The sequence below is a fragment of the Paracoccus pantotrophus genome, from assembly GCF_008824185.1.
Taxonomy (GTDB): Bacteria; Pseudomonadota; Alphaproteobacteria; order Rhodobacterales; family Rhodobacteraceae; genus Paracoccus; species Paracoccus pantotrophus.
In genome coordinates this window covers 551,545-565,753 of record NZ_CP044423.1, presented here as the reverse complement: position 1 = coordinate 565,753, position 14,209 = coordinate 551,545, and the positions used below count along the sequence as shown (strand labels likewise).

Here is a 14,209-nt window from a genome sequence, read left to right as displayed (position 1 = left end):
CCTGTCTGATATACATCGGGGCCCGGCACAAGCCGCCGGCGGAATGCCATGACGCTTGCCCCGCTGGCAAAAAACGGTCACAGCAGGGTCATGCCCGACCAAACCGTTCCGACCATGCGCCCCGCTTTCGCCCCCTGGCTGTCCCGCAGCAATGACGTGACCTCGGTCTTCCTGGCGGCCGGCCAGGTGCCCGACCTGGTCAACCTTGCCGGCGGCCTGCCCGAGCCCTCGGTCTGGCCGGTCGCGGAACTGGCCGATCTTGCCGCCGAGGCGATCCGCAACCACCCGGACGAGACGCTGGGCTATGGCCCGATCCCCGGCCTGCCGGCGCTGCGCGACCTGATCGCCGCCCGCTTCTCGACCGAGGCGCTGCGGCTGTCGCGCGAGAACGTGCTGATCACCACCGGCGGCATGCAGGCGCTGGAGCTGATGGGCAAGGTGCTGCTGGAACCGGGCGGGACGGTCGCGGCGCAAAGCCCGGCCTATCTGGGGGCGCTGGACGCCTGGATGCCGCATGCGCCGCGCTATCGGCCCATGCGGATCGAAGGCAACGATTTCGACCCCCATGCCGCGCTGGCGGGGGCGCAATTCGCCTATACGGTGCCGAATTTTTCGAATCCCAGCGGCCGGCTGGTGGCCCTGCCCGAGCGGCAGGCGCTGGTCGCCGCCGCCCATGCCACCGGCACCTGGCTGATCGAGGACGACCCCTATGGCGCGCTTTACTACGAAGGCGAGCCGCTGCCCCGGCTGCTCGAACTGTCGGCGGCCGAGCGGCCCGGCCCCTATGGCGGGCCGGTGGTCTACATGGGCTCGCTCTCCAAGGAACTGGCGCCGGGGCTGCGCATCGGCTGGGTGATCGCCGCCCCCGAGATGATCGTGGCGCTGGCCACCGCCAAGCAGGGCTCGGACATGTGCACCAGCGGCCTGTCGCAGATGCTGGCGCTGCGCGCGTTGCAGGCGGGGATCACCGACCGCATCCGCCCCGAGGTGCTGGCGATCTATCGCGCCCGGCGCGACGCGCTTTGCGCCGCCCTGCAGGCGCATCTGGCGGGCGAGCTGGACTGGCAGGTGCCGGTCGGCGGCATGTTCGTCTGGGCCACGGCGCGCGATCCGCGGCTGGATACCGACCGGCTGCTGCATCACGCGATGGCCGAGGGGGTCTGCATCTCGCCCTCCAGCGTCTTCGATCCCGAGGGGCTGGACCGCCGTTCGCTGCGGCTGAACTTTACCCTGAACCCGCCCGAGCGGCTGGAGGAGGGCTGCCGCCGCCTGGCCCGCGCCATCCGCGCCGCGCTGGCCGAGGCGGGCTGAAGCCGCCCGTCACACCGGCCAGACCATCAGGATCAGCGGCACGCCGGTCAGCACCACCAGCACCGACAGCGGCGCGCCCAGCCGGGCGTAATCGCCAAAGCGATAGCCGCCCGGCCCCATGACCAGCGTGTTGCACTGATGCCCGATGGGGGTCAGGAAGTCGCAGCCTGCCCCCACCGCCACCGCCATCAGGAAGGCATCGGGCCGATAGCCGAGTTCGCTGGCAAAGGTCGCCGCGATCGGCGCCATGACCAGCACGGTCGCGGCATTGTTCAGAAAGGGCGTGACCGCCATGGCCGCGACCAGGATCAGCGTCACCGCACCCCAGACCGGCAGGCCCATCGCCGCCTGCGACAGCCAGGCGCCCAGAAGCTCGGTCACGCCGGTCTTTTGCAGCGCCTCGCTGACCGGGATCAGCGCGCCCAGCATGACCAGGATCGGCCATTCGATGGCCTCGTAAGCCTCCTCGGCGCTGATCGTGCCGGTCAGGATCATCAGCACGGCGGCGGCGAAGAAGGCGATGGCGACAGGCACCAGCCCCGCCGCCGTCGCCGCCATGGCGACCGTCAGGATCAGCACCGGCAGCAATTGCTTGCGCACCCCGCCCAGCCGGATATGGCGCTCGGCCAGGGGCAAGAGGCCCAGCACCCGCATCCGCTCGGGCAGGCGGTCGATCGGCCCCTGCACCAGCAGCACGTCGCCGGCCGCCAGCACCGTCTGGCTGAGCCGCTGGGTCATGCGATGCCCGGCGCGCGAGATGGCGATCAGGTTCACGCCATGCTGGTCGAAAAGCGCGATCCGCCCCACGCTTTGCCCCACCAGCAGCGAGGCGGGCGCGATCACCGCCTCGATCACACCGATCTGGTCGGCAGGCAGGCCCTCCTCGGCGGCCGCATCCTGCCGGGTCAGTTCCATGCCCAGCTTGGTCACGGCGCGTTCCAACGCATTCGGCTCGCCGCGCAGAAGCAGCGTGTCGCCGACGCGGATCACCGTGTCGGGCAGTGTCACCGCGCGACGGACGTCGCCCCGGATCAGCCCGGTGACGGCCACCTCGCCATCGACGGCGCCCAGATAGTCGCCCACCGTCATGCCGACGATATCGGCGCCCTCGGGGACGGTGGCTTCGGTGTGATAGTCGCTGATGTTCACCGCCTCGCTCAGCGAGGCCGTGGCACGGCGGTCGCGCGGCAGCAGCCGATGGGCGAAAAGCAGAAAGACCAGCCCCACCAGCGACAGCCCGAGGCCGACCGGCGCATAGTCGAACATGGTGAAGGGCTGGCCCGTCATCTGCTCGCGCACCCGCGAGACGATGATGTTGGGCGAGGTGCCGACCAGCGTGATCAGCCCGCCCAGGAGCGAGCCGAAGGCCATCGGCATCAGATAGGCCGAGGGCGAATGCCCCGAGCGCCGCGCCATCTTCAGCGCGGCGGGCATCAGCATGGCCAGCGCGCCGATGTTCTTGACCAGCGCCGACAGGCCCGTGACCGAGCCGACCAGCACCAGCAGCTGCCAGCGCAGGGCCCGCAACCGCCCCAGCATCCGGCGCATCACCGCCTCGATCACGCCCGAGCGCGAGATGCCGGCGCTGACCACCAGCGCGCTGCCGACGATGATGACGATATCGTCGCTGAAGCCGCGGAACGCCTCGTCCGGCTTGACCGTGCCCGCCACCAGCGAGGCCAACAGCGCGATCATCGCCACCACGTCGTAGCGCAGCCGCCCCCAGACGAACAGCACCATCATCGCGCAAAGGATCAGCACGGCCAGGAGCTGCGGCATGGCCATGTGGCTTGACCCTCCCTTTCGTCGGATACGCTATCCAATGCCGCAGGCCGGCGGGCGGTTCCGCGGCAGGACAGGTTGTCGCGGCCGCCCGGCGGCACCGGATTGGCGCTTGACAGCCCTTGCCCGGCTGCGGCAATGCAGGGCCGCTACGGTTCCGGCGGATCTGCGCCGGATCAAAAGGGAACACCGGTGCGCCCATGGGCCGCGATGCGGCCGGGGCAAGGCCGGGACTACCCCCGCAACTGTAAGCGGTGAGCGACGGTCGAACGTGCCACTGGGATCTCCTGGGAAGGCCGGCCCGAGCAGCGATCCGCGAGCCAGGAGACCTGCCGTGGCGATCACCCATTTCCGGCGCGGGGCGCGTCTGGAAAGCGGCCGTTCCGCAGAGGTGACGATCGCCGTCCTGCGGTCGGGCCTGCCAGCCTTTCCACAGGGCATTTCTGCAAATCGCGGGCCTGGCCCGCGCTGGAAAGGCTTTGGAATGTTCAGAACCCCGCTTTCGCTGCTGGCCACAACCGCCGCCGTACTGCCCGCCGCCCTGTTGCCCTGTGCCGCCACGGGCCAGCAGGTCCAGGACCAGGTCGTGCTTGACACCCTGGTCCTGTCCGCCGGCCTGTCGCCGGTGGCCGAAAGCGCCTATGGCCGCGCCCATACCGTGCTGACCAGCGAAGACCTGCAAAGCCGCCGGGTCATCACCGTCCAGGACGCTTTGCGCACGGTCCCCGGACTTTCCGTCACCTCGACCGGCGAAACGGTGGCCAAGATCCGCATCCGCGGCGGCGAATCCAATCACGTGCTGGTGCTGATCGACGGGGTCGAGGCCAATTCCCCCGGCAACGGCGACTATATCTTCAGCGGCATGCTGGCCGAGGACATCGAGCGCATCGAGGTGCTGCGCGGCCCGCAATCCGCCATCTACGGCGCCAATGCCGCATCCGGCGTCATCTCGATCACCACCCGTCGCGCCTCTGCGCAGGGGCCGGGCTATGGCGGCACGGTCGAGATCGGCGGGTTGGACACCCGCACCGCCAGCGCCTTTGTGCAGGCGGGGGACGGGCGCGGCAGCATCAGCCTGTCCGCGGTGGCGCGCCGCACCGATGGCGAGGACGAATCGCGCAGCCCCGGCGGGGATACCGAGTTCAACCGGCAGCGCGTGCTGGGCCTGAACGGCTCATATGATCTGACCGAAAGCGCGACCGTCGGTTTCACGCTTAGGCGCATCTGGCAGGAATACGGTTATGACCGGGCCGTCTCTTTCGTGGATTCGCCCGACGACTATATCGTCGACGCACCGCTGACCGCCGACCGGGACGAAACCTATGGTTCGCTGTGGCTGGAAGGCGAAGCTTTCGGCGGCAGGCTGCTCAACCGCTTTGCCGTCTCTGGCGCCAACCAGAACACGGCGCATTTCAACGGCGGCCTGCCGGATTACAGCGACGCCTCGCGGCTGCGGAACTTCAAATATACCGGCAGTTGGGCGCTGGATGGCGGCAATGCCCGCGATGCCGCGCAAAAGCTGAATGTGGCGGTGCAGAAGAAACGCGAGATCTACGAGAACTCCTTTGCATCGGGCGGCCGGTACGAGCGCGACACGAAATCGGCCTCTCTGGAATATCAGGGACAGTTCGACAACGGGATCGGCGTCCAGGCCGGCATGCGGCGCGATTTCAACGACGATTTCCGCCATGCGACCACCTGGAACATCGCCGCGGCATGGCAGGTGCCCGGCCGCGACCTGCGTCTGCGCGCAGCGGCCGGCAAAGCCATCGTCAATCCCACCATGTTCGAACTTTATGGCTATGCGCCGGGCAGCTATGACGGCAATGCCGATCTGACGCCCGAAACCAGCCGCAGCCAGGAAATCGGCGCCGACTGGAACTTTGCCGCGGGGCGGGGCGCGCTGGGAGTGACGCTTTTCACCAGCAAGGTCGAGGATATGATCATCGGGACCGGCAACACGTCGCAAAACCTTGACGGCACCAGCAAGCGCAAGGGGTTCGAGGCCGACCTGGAATATGAAGCGACCGACTGGCTTCGGCTGGGCGCGACCTATACCTACACGGATGCCCGCACAGAGGACGACCAGCCCGTCGTGCGCCAGCCCCGCCACCTGCTTGGCCTGCGCGCGACGGCCGATATTGCGCAGGGGCGCGGTTCGGTCACAGCCGATCTGCGCTATGCCGGCAGCAGTTACGACGCGGAATGGTTCAGGAACTACAGCCCGCCGACCACCGAATTGCCCGATTACGTCACCGTCAACCTGGCCGCCGGCTATGACCTGACCGAAAACCTGCGCCTGACAGGCCGCGTGGTGAACCTGTTCGACCGGGACTATTCCGAATCCTGGGGCTATTACGGTCAGGGCCGCACCCTTTACGCCGGCCTGACGGCGAAATGGTAAGGCGGCTCGGCCTTGTCGCCGGCCTTCTGGCCGGCCTGATCCTGCCGGGATTTTTCCAGCCCGGCGCGGCCGAGCCGCCGCGCCGGGTGCTGTCGATGAACCTCTGCACCGACCAGCTGGCGCTGATGCTGGCGGCGCCGGGCCAGCTGGTCTCGGTCTCCTATCTGGCGCAGGATCCGACCGCCTCGGCCATGGCGGATCAGGCGGCGCGGCTGCCTGTCAACCACGGCCTGGCCGAGGAAATCTTCCTGATGCGGCCCGATCTGGTGCTGGCCGGGGCATGGTCCACGCCCGAGACCATCCGGCTGCTCAAGCGCCTGGAGATCCCGGTCGAGATGTTCCCGATCGAAACCGACATCGCCGGCATCCGCGCCAATATCCGCCGTATGGGCGAGGTGCTGGGGCGCGAGGCCCAGGCCCAAGCGATGCTGGCGCGTTTCGACGCCGACCTGGCGCGGCTGGCCGATGCGCCGCCGGGGCCGCGGCCGCGCGCGGCGCTTTACATGGCCAACGGCTACAGTTCCGGCCGCGACAGCCTGGCCGGGCAGATCGTGGATCTGGCCGGATTCGACAATATCGCCGATGAACTCGGCCTGCCGGCAGGCGGGACGCTGGCGCTGGAATCGCTGCTGCTTGCCGATCCCGACCTGCTGATCGAGGGCCGCCGCTACGACGGCCATGCCCGCGCGCAGGAGATGCTGGACCACCCGGCGCTGAAGGCGCTGAGCCGGGGCAGGCCGGCCGAGGTCATCTCGGACCCCGACTGGATCTGCGGCACTCCCTTCATCCTGCGTGCCGTGGCGGGGCTGCGCGACGCGCGGCTGGCCCTGCGGGACGCGCCATGAACCGGCAGGGCCTGCTTTTCGCCGGGCTTTCCGCGCTGGTCGCGGCGCTGTTCCTGGCCTCGCTGCTGACCGGCCCGGCCGGCATCGGTCCCGGTGAAAGCCTGGCCGCGCTGTTTCGCGGCGGCGACGACCTGCTGGCGTTGGTGATGCGCGAATTGCGCCTGCCGCGCGCCATCCTGGGGCTGATGGTCGGGGCGGCGCTGGGAATGGCGGGTGCGGTGCTGCAAGGCTTCCTGCGCAACCCGCTGGCCGAGCCGGGGCTGATCGGCACCAGCGCCTCGGCCGCGCTGGGGGCGGTGCTGGCGATCCAGACCGGGCTTTCCGCCGCCTTTCCCCTGGGCCTGCCGCTGGCGGCGCTGGCGGGCGCGGCGCTGTCGGTGCTGCTGGTGCTGATGCTTGCCGGGCCGCGCGGCGGCACGCTGGCGCTGATCCTGGCCGGCATCGCCATCTCGGCGCTGGCGGGGGCCGCGACCTCGCTGGTGCTGAACCTGTCGCCCAATCCCTTTGCCATCAATGAGATCGTGTTCTGGATGATGGGCTCGCTGGCTGACCGTTCGATGCTGCATGTCTGGATCGCGGCACCCTTCATGCTGCTGGGCTTCGCCCTGCTCTGGCCCATGCGCCCCGCGCTCGAGGCCCTGACGCTGGGCGAGGACGCGGCGGCCTCCAGCGGTGTGCACCTGGGCCGGCTGCGGCTGATGCTGGTCGCGGGCATCGCGGCGCTGATCGGCGGCGCCACGGCGGTCGCCGGCACGGTGGGCTTCGTCGGGCTGGTGGTGCCGCATGTGCTGCGCCGTGCCGTCGGCGCCAGCCCGGCGCGGCTGGTCCCGGCAGCGGCGCTGGGGGGCGCGGCCACGGTGCTGGCCGCCGACATCGCGGTGCGCTGGCTGGCACCGGGTCGCGACCTGAAGCTCGGGGTGCTCACGGCGCTGGTCGGCGCACCCTTCTTCCTGCACCTGATCCTGAAAACCCGGCGCGAGGGGCTGTGACCATGCTGGAGCTTCGCGCCCTTTCGCTCGACCGCGGCGGCCAGGCGGTGCTGGACGGCATCGACCTCAGCATCGGCGCGGGCGAGTTCGTGGGCCTGCTTGGTCCGAACGGCGCCGGCAAGACCACGCTTCTGCGCGCGGCGCTGGGGCTCTTGCCGGCGCGGGGCCATTCCTCGCTGGCAAGGCTTTCGGTGCGCGAGCGCGCCCGCGCCGCCGCCTATATGCCGCAGGGCCGCGAGATCGCCTGGCCGATGCCGGTCGAGGCGCTGGTGGCGCTTGGCCGCATCGCGCATCCGCATTCCGCCAGCGCGGAAGACCGCGCCGCGATCGAGCGCGCCATCGCGGCGCTGCACCTGAGCCCCTTGCGCCACCGCCGCGCCACCGAATTGTCGGGGGGCGAGCAGGCCCGCACCCTGATCGCCCGCGCGCTCGCCCAGGAAACCCCGCTGCTGATCGCCGACGAGCCCATCGCGGGCCTCGACCCGGCCGCGCAGATCGACGCGATGCGGCTGTTTTCCCGGCTGGCCGACCGGGGTCATGCGGTGCTGGCCTCGCTGCACGACCTGGGGCTGGCGGCGCGGCATTGCACGCGGCTCGTCATGCTGCACCAGGGCCGGATCGCCGCCGACGGCCCGCCCCAGGCGGTGCTGACCGCCGAAAACCTCGCCCGCGTCTTCGGCATCACCGCCCATCTGGCGCAGGGCCCCGGCGGCATCCTGTTCCAGCCGCTCGGCACCATTGAGGGAGAGGACCGATGACCGACATGCTGGCGGACCGGCTGGGCGCGCTGATGACCGATACCGGGGCGGGATGGTCCATGGGCTCCTTCGGGGCCATCGCCGAGTTCCACCATGTCGCGGGCGATCCGCCGCCGCAGCCGCTGGAGGGCTGCGGCATCGTTACCGAACGCGGAGGGGTGCGGCTGGACGACCTGGCCGACCTGACCCCCATCGCCTGGGAGGCGCTGAGCCCGCGCCCGCATCGCTGGCAGCAGGGCGTCTCGCTCTGCCTGCCCGAGGGGCGGCTGGGCACGGCGCGGCGCCGGGTGCTGACCGAGCTTGGCCCCGATGCGGGCGCGCTGCGCGACCAGGATCGCGGGGCGGTGCTGTTCGACCTGGGCCTGGACCAGCCGCAGGTGGATTTCTGCATCCGCAGCGACGATCCGGTGCTGGTCGCGCGGCTGCGGGCGGAATGCGGCCGCTCGGTCCTCGACCCGGAAAGCCGCGCCATGGCGGCGATCCTGCCCGCCCATCCGCATCGCGTGGCGCTGACCCGCATCGGGCGCATCGAGGTCTGGCAGAAGATCGGCGGGCCCGATACCGGCGGCATCTCGCCCGTCGGGCCGCATACGCATATCCTGCCGCAGCTTTTGCGCACCGGCCGCACCCATTCGGCGAATACGCCGATCCCGCCCGGGCTGGTGCCGGTCGCCGGGCTGCATCCGACCAGCCCGGTCATGGACAGCCTGGGCCAGGACCGCGATTTCGACGCCACCGCCTTTGCCGATTTCCAGGCCATGCTGGCCGATTGGGGCGATGCCGAACGCCATGCTCTGAAGGCACGGGTCTGGGCGGCGCTGGAAGCGGGCGAGCCGCCCTCGGCCCTGGCCGAGCCCGGCGACCGCCATGCCCGCGCCGCGCTGCGCATCGCGCTGCGCCAGGCCGAACGCCGGGACGGACCCTCGGCGCTGCTGTCGCAATGGCGCGCGGCTTTCGACCGCGACGCGGCGCCCGCGGATCAGGACGCACCCGGCCACTGACCGCCGCAAAGGCGGGGCGGGCCGCCCCGCCTGGCCCTGACGGCGCTTTTTTTCATCCCCGCGGCGGTCGGTTCCGCCCTGGTCAAGGGCGGCGGTTCCGGCCTGGCTTGGGCCCGAGGGAAAGGGGCGAGGCCGAAGCCCCGCCCCGCAAGGCCGATTACTGCCAGGACTTCAGCAGCTCGTCATAGGAGATCGTCTCGCCCTGCGGCTTTTCGTTCTCCAGCGGGCCGACGGGCGAGCCCTCGGCGGCCAGCCATTCCTGCGGATCCTTTCCCTCGTTCATCTTGGGGCCCAGGTCGCCCTGCACGCCGGCGCGCTCCAGCCGCTCCAGCACCCGCTCCTGCTCGGCGCAAAGCGCGTCCAGCGCCTCTTGCGGGGTCTTGGCACCGGAAAGCGCGTCGCCGATGTTCTGCCACCAGAGCTGCGCGAGCTTCGGATAATCGGGGATATTGGTGCCGGTCGGCGACCATTGCACGCGGGCGGGCGAGCGATAGAACTCGACCAGCCCGCCAAGCTGCGGCGCGCGCTCGGTAAAGGACTGGTCCTGGATCGTCGATTCGCGGATGAAGGTCAGCCCGACATGGGATTTCTTCACGTCCACGGTCTTCGAGGTCACGAATTGCGCGTAAAGCCAGGCGGCCTGCGCGCGATCCACCGGCGTCGATTTCATCAGCGTCCAGGAGCCCACGTCCTGATAGCCGATCTTGGTGCCCTCGGACCAATAGGCGCCGTGCGGGCTGGGGGCCATGCGCCATTTCGGCGTGCCGTCCTCGTTCATCACCGGCGTGCCGGGCTTGACCATATCGGCGGTGAAGGCGGTGTACCAGAACATCTGCTGGGCGATATCGCCGCGCGCCGGGACCGGCCCCGCCTCGCCGAAGGTCATGCCCATGGCCTCGGGCGGAGTGTATTTCTTGAGCCAGTCGATGGCCTTGGTCACGGCATAGACCGCCGCCGCGTCGTTGGTCGCCCCGCCCCGCGCCACGCAGGAACCGACGGGGCGCGAGTTCTCGTCGACGCGGATGCCCCATTCGTCGACCGGCAGCCCGTTCGGCTCGCCCTTGTCGCCCATGCCGGCCATGGACATCCAGGCATCGGTATAGCGCCAGCCGAGGCTGGGATCCTTCTTGCCGTAATCCATGTTGCCCCAGGCCCTGGTCGGGCCGCCCTCGACATAGGACATGTCGCGGCCGGTGAAGAACTCGGCGATGTCCTCATAGGCTGACCAGTTGACCGGCACGCCCAGGTCGTAGCCGTATTTCGCCTTGAAATCCTCCTGGGTCTTCGGGTCGTTGAACCAGTCGTAGCGGAACCAGTAGAGGTTGGCGAATTGCTGGTCGGGCAGCTGGTAGAGCTCGCCGTCCGGGGCGGTGGTGAACTCCAGCCCGATGAAATCGTCAAGGTCCAGCGTCGGGCTGGTGAAGTCCTTGCCCTCCTCCTCCATCCACCTGGTCAGGCTGCGCGCCTGCTGATAACGCCAATGCGTGCCGATCAGGTCGCTGTCGTTGACATAGGCGTCATAGATGTTCTCGCCGGTCTGCATCTGGGTCTGCAGCTTCTCGACCACGTCGCCCTCGCCGATCAGGTCGTGGGTGACCCGGATGCCGGTGATGGCGGTGAAGGCCGGCGCCAGCACCTTGGCCTCGTATTCATGCGTGGTGATGGTTTCCGAGACCACCTTGATCTCCATCCCCGCCAGCGGCTGCGCGGCGTCGATGAACCATTGCATCTCCTTTTCCTGGTCCTCGCGCGAAAGCGAGGACAGATCGCCGATCTCGGCGTCAAGGAACCTCTTGGCCGCCTCCATGTCCGCCCAGGCGGGCGCGCCCATGACCATCAGCGCAAGCGCCATGGCCGTGGTCCTTTGCATCGGTCTCATGTTTTCCTCCCTGATGAGACACCGTTTCCCGATCCCCGTCAGACCCAGCGGAACACCGCCGCGGCATAAACGAGGCAGAGCGCGAGCCCCCACCACAGCGGCGGGCCTGCGAAGAACAGCCAGCCCAGGCAGATGAAGGCCGAGCCGAGAAGCGAGATGAACAACCGGTCGCCGCGCGTCGTCTCGATGCGCAGGATGCCGCGGCGCGGGGTTTCCGGAAAGCGGATGGCCAGGATGGTGAACAAGACCAGCAGGCTGGCGATCACCCAGAAGAACAGCGCCACCGGAAAGGTCCAGGCCATCCAGCCGCCGGGAACCATCGGGCCGGTCCAGTCCCTGGCCCCGTCCCTGACCGGCGTGGCCAAGACCAGCAGGCCCAGGATCGCGCCCATCAGCAGGGCGGCCCCGGCATAGATCGCCGGCCAGGCGATGCGCTTGTGCGTCGGGATGGCGGCGTCGGACATCAGACCCTCCCCAGGGCAAAGCCCTTGGCGATGTAGTTGCGCACGAACCAGATGACCAAGGCGCCGGGAATGATGGTCAGCACCCCCGCCGCCGCCAGCACGCCCCAATCCATGCCGCTTGCGGAAACCGTGCGCGTCATCGTCGCCGCGATGGGCTTGGCATTCACCGAGGTCAGCGTGCGGGACAAGAGCAGCTCGACCCAGCTGAACATGAAGCAGAAGAAGGCGGCGACCCCGATCCCGCTGGCGATCAGCGGCATGAAGATCCGTACGAAGAAGCGCGGGAAGCTGTAGCCGTCGATATAGGCGGTCTCGTCGATCTCCTTCGGGACGCCGCGCATGAAGCCTTCCAGGATCCAGACCGCCAGCGGCACGTTGAACAGGCAATGCGCCAGCGCCACCGCGATATGCGTGTCGAAAAGCCCGACCGAGGAATAAAGCTGGAAGAAGGGCAGCGCAAAGACCGCCGGCGGCGACATGCGGTTGGTCAAGAGCCAGAAGAACAGGTGCTTGTCGCCCATGAAGCTGTAGCGGCTGAAGGCATAGGCGGCGGGCAGCGCCACGGCGACGGAAATCACCGTGTTCATCACCACGTAGATGATCGAGTTCACATAGCCCATGTACCAGCTGGGATCGGTCAGGATCACCCGATAGTTCCGCAGGGTCAGGTTGTGCGGATAAAGGCTGAAGGTGCCGGTGATCTCGGCATTGGTCTTGAGGCTCATGTTGACCAGCCAGTAGATCGGCACCAGCAGGAACAGCAGGTAGATCAGCATCACCAGGGCCGAGGGCTTCACGCGCATCACATGCCCTCCGGGATGTCGTCCTGGCGGCGGTCGATATTGGTCATGACGGTGTAGAACACCCAGCTGACCAGCAGGATCACCAGGAAATACATGATCGAGAAGGCGGCGGCGGGACCGAGGTCGAACTGCCCCACCGCCATCTTCACCAGGTCGATGGACAGGAAGGTGGTCGAGTTGCCGGGCCCGCCGCCGGTGACGACGAAGGGCTCGGTATAGATCATGAAGCTGTCCATGAAGCGCAGCAGCACGGCGATCAGCAGCACGCCCTTCATCTTGGGCAGCTCGATGTAGCGAAACACCGCCCAGCGGCTGGCCTGGTCGATCCGGGCGGCCTGGTAATAGGCCTGCGGGATGGATTGCAGACCGGCATAGCAGAGCAGCGCGACCAGGCTGGTCCAGTGCCAGACATCCATGACGATCACGGTGATCCAGGCGTCGATCGGATCATTCGTGTAGTTGTAGTCCAGCCCCAGCGCCTTGAGCCCCCGCCCCAGCAGGCCGATGTCGGTGCGGCCGAAGATCTGCCAGATCGTGCCCACGACATTGAAGGGGATCAGCAGGGGCAGCGCCATCAGCACCAGCACCAGGCTGGACCAGAAGCCCTTCTTGGGCATGTTCAGCGCCACGAAGATGCCCAGCGGCACCTCGATGGCCAGGATGATGGCGGAAAACAGCGCCTGCCGTCCCAGCGCCCCGTGCAGGCGGCGGGAATGCACCATCTCGTCGAACCATTCGAGCCCCGCCCAGAAGAAGGCGTTGTTGCCGAACGTGTCGTTCACCGAATAGTTCACCACCGTCATCAGCGGGATCACCGCCGAAAAGGCGACCACGACCAGCACCGGCAGGACCAGAAACCAGGCCTTGTTGTTCTGGGTCTTTTCCATCAGCCGGCCCCCTCATCCAGCGGCGCGACGCGCCAGTCGTCGGCATAGACGTTGATCTTGCCCGGCGCGAAGGCGACCTGCGGCAGGCCCTCGACCGGCAGGCCCTCGGGCATGACCACGTTCAGCGGCCGGCCCGCCACCTCGCCGCGCACCAGCCGATGCCGGCCCACGTCCTCGATGCGGCGGATGGTCAGGGCCAGCCCGCCGCCGGCCACCAGCCTGGCATGTTCGGGGCGGATGCCGATCTGCACCCGGCCCGCGACCGGGGGATAATGCGCCCCCAGCGCCACCGCCTCGCCGCCGGGCAGCAGGGCGCGGTCGCCCTGCAGCGCGGCATCGAGGAAGTTCATGCCGGGCGAGCCGATGAAATAGCCCACGAAGGTATGGGCGGGCTTTTCGAACAGTTCCTCGGGCGTGCCCATCTGCACCACGCGGCCCTCATGCATGACCACGACCTGCTGGGCAAAGGTCAGCGCCTCGGTCTGGTCGTGGGTGACGTAGATCATGGTATGGCCGAACTGGCGGTGCAGTTCCTTGAGCTGGGTGCGCAGCTCCCATTTCATCTGCGGGTCGATGACGGTCAGCGGCTCGTCGAACAGGATCGCGTTCACGTCCTCGCGCACCATGCCGCGCCCCAGGCTGATCTTCTGCTTGGCATCGGCGGTCAGGCCCTGCGCCTTGCGGTTCAGCCATGCCTCCATGCCGATCATGCGGGCGATCTGATCCACCCGCGCCTTGACATAGGCGGCGTCCTTGCCGCGGTTCCTCAGCGGGAAGGCCAGGTTGTCGCGCACCGTCATGGTGTCGTAGACCACCGGGAACTGGAACACCTGGGCGATGTTGCGCTCGGCCGTGGGGGCCGCGGTCACGTCGCGCTCGCCAAACAGCACCCGGCCCTGGCTGGGGGTCAGAAGCCCCGAGATGATGTTCAGAAGCGTGGTCTTGCCGCAGCCCGAGGCGCCCAGCAGCGCATAGGCGCCGCCATCCTGCCAGACATGGTCCATCTGCTTGAGCGCGTAATCCGCCTCGGACCGGGGATGGGGAAGGTAGCTGTGGGCCAGGTTCTGCAGGGAGATCCGCGCCATG

12 protein-coding genes and 1 riboswitch are annotated in these 14,209 nt (G+C 68.6%); of the genes, 6 read left to right on the top strand and 6 right to left on the bottom strand.

All coding sequences use genetic code 11. The features are described from left to right. Positions 1-90 precede the first annotated feature (90 nt). On the top strand, positions 91-1,311 hold the full coding sequence (locus ESD82_RS02695) for an aminotransferase-like domain-containing protein (RefSeq protein ID WP_028709817.1): 1,221 nt from the start codon (positions 91-93) through the stop codon (positions 1,309-1,311). Between the two features lie 9 nt (positions 1,312-1,320). On the opposite strand, the gene ESD82_RS02690 is transcribed toward ESD82_RS02695, so the two are convergent. Further along, on the bottom strand, positions 1,321-3,096 hold the full coding sequence (locus tag ESD82_RS02690; protein ID WP_147429060.1) for an SLC13 family permease: 1,776 nt from the start codon (positions 3,094-3,096) through the stop codon (positions 1,321-1,323). A 132-nt stretch (positions 3,097-3,228) separates the two neighbouring features. Beyond that, positions 3,229-3,444: riboswitch (cobalamin riboswitch) on the top strand. A 133-nt stretch (positions 3,445-3,577) separates the two neighbouring features. Here ESD82_RS02690 and ESD82_RS02685 point away from each other — a divergent pair. Genes ESD82_RS02685 through ESD82_RS02665 form a run of 5 tightly spaced genes read left to right on the top strand, consistent with a single transcriptional unit; the run spans position 3,578 to position 9,090 of the window. Further along, positions 3,578-5,497, top strand: coding sequence for a TonB-dependent receptor plug domain-containing protein (locus ESD82_RS02685; RefSeq protein ID WP_024842571.1), 1,920 nt, complete (start codon positions 3,578-3,580; stop codon positions 5,495-5,497). After that, entirely contained in the window at positions 5,491-6,342 is an 852-nt protein-coding gene (locus ESD82_RS02680) for an ABC transporter substrate-binding protein (protein ID WP_147429061.1), read from the top strand. The genes ESD82_RS02685 and ESD82_RS02680 overlap by 7 nt, the downstream gene beginning before the upstream one ends. Next, entirely contained in the window at positions 6,339-7,331 is a 993-nt protein-coding gene (locus tag ESD82_RS02675) for a FecCD family ABC transporter permease (protein ID WP_024842569.1), read from the top strand. The genes ESD82_RS02680 and ESD82_RS02675 overlap by 4 nt, the downstream gene beginning before the upstream one ends. Before the next feature lie 2 nt (positions 7,332-7,333). Next, positions 7,334-8,089, top strand: a complete 756-nt coding sequence (locus ESD82_RS02670) for an ABC transporter ATP-binding protein (protein ID WP_114669112.1) — start codon at positions 7,334-7,336, stop codon at positions 8,087-8,089. Continuing rightward, on the top strand, positions 8,086-9,090 hold the full coding sequence (locus tag ESD82_RS02665) for a DUF6925 family protein (RefSeq protein WP_147429062.1): 1,005 nt from the start codon (positions 8,086-8,088) through the stop codon (positions 9,088-9,090). The genes ESD82_RS02670 and ESD82_RS02665 overlap by 4 nt, the downstream gene beginning before the upstream one ends. A gap of 157 nt (positions 9,091-9,247) precedes the next feature. On the opposite strand, the gene ESD82_RS02660 is transcribed toward ESD82_RS02665, so the two are convergent. Genes ESD82_RS02660 through ESD82_RS02640 form a run of 5 tightly spaced genes read right to left on the bottom strand, consistent with a single transcriptional unit; the run spans position 9,248 to position 14,208 of the window. Continuing rightward, positions 9,248-10,969: an ABC transporter substrate-binding protein gene (locus ESD82_RS02660; protein ID WP_147429063.1), complete on the bottom strand. Its 1,722-nt coding sequence runs from the start codon at positions 10,967-10,969 to the stop codon at positions 9,248-9,250. Positions 10,970-11,007: 38 nt separating this feature from the next. After that, the gene (locus ESD82_RS02655) at positions 11,008-11,433 is read right to left on the bottom strand and encodes a DUF2160 domain-containing protein (RefSeq protein ID WP_024842565.1); all 426 of its coding nucleotides are present in this window, start codon (positions 11,431-11,433) and stop codon (positions 11,008-11,010) included. Then, a complete protein-coding gene (locus ESD82_RS02650; RefSeq protein ID WP_024842564.1) occupies positions 11,433-12,236 on the bottom strand; it encodes a carbohydrate ABC transporter permease in 804 nt (267 codons plus the stop codon). The genes ESD82_RS02655 and ESD82_RS02650 overlap by 1 nt, the downstream gene beginning before the upstream one ends. Then, on the bottom strand, positions 12,236-13,123 hold the full coding sequence (locus ESD82_RS02645; RefSeq protein WP_024842563.1) for a carbohydrate ABC transporter permease: 888 nt from the start codon (positions 13,121-13,123) through the stop codon (positions 12,236-12,238). The genes ESD82_RS02650 and ESD82_RS02645 overlap by 1 nt, the downstream gene beginning before the upstream one ends. Further along, on the bottom strand, positions 13,123-14,208 hold the full coding sequence (locus ESD82_RS02640) for an ABC transporter ATP-binding protein (RefSeq protein WP_024842562.1): 1,086 nt from the start codon (positions 14,206-14,208) through the stop codon (positions 13,123-13,125). Before ESD82_RS02640 ends, ESD82_RS02645 begins: the two co-directional genes overlap by 1 nt. Position 14,209: the final 1 nt, after the last annotated feature.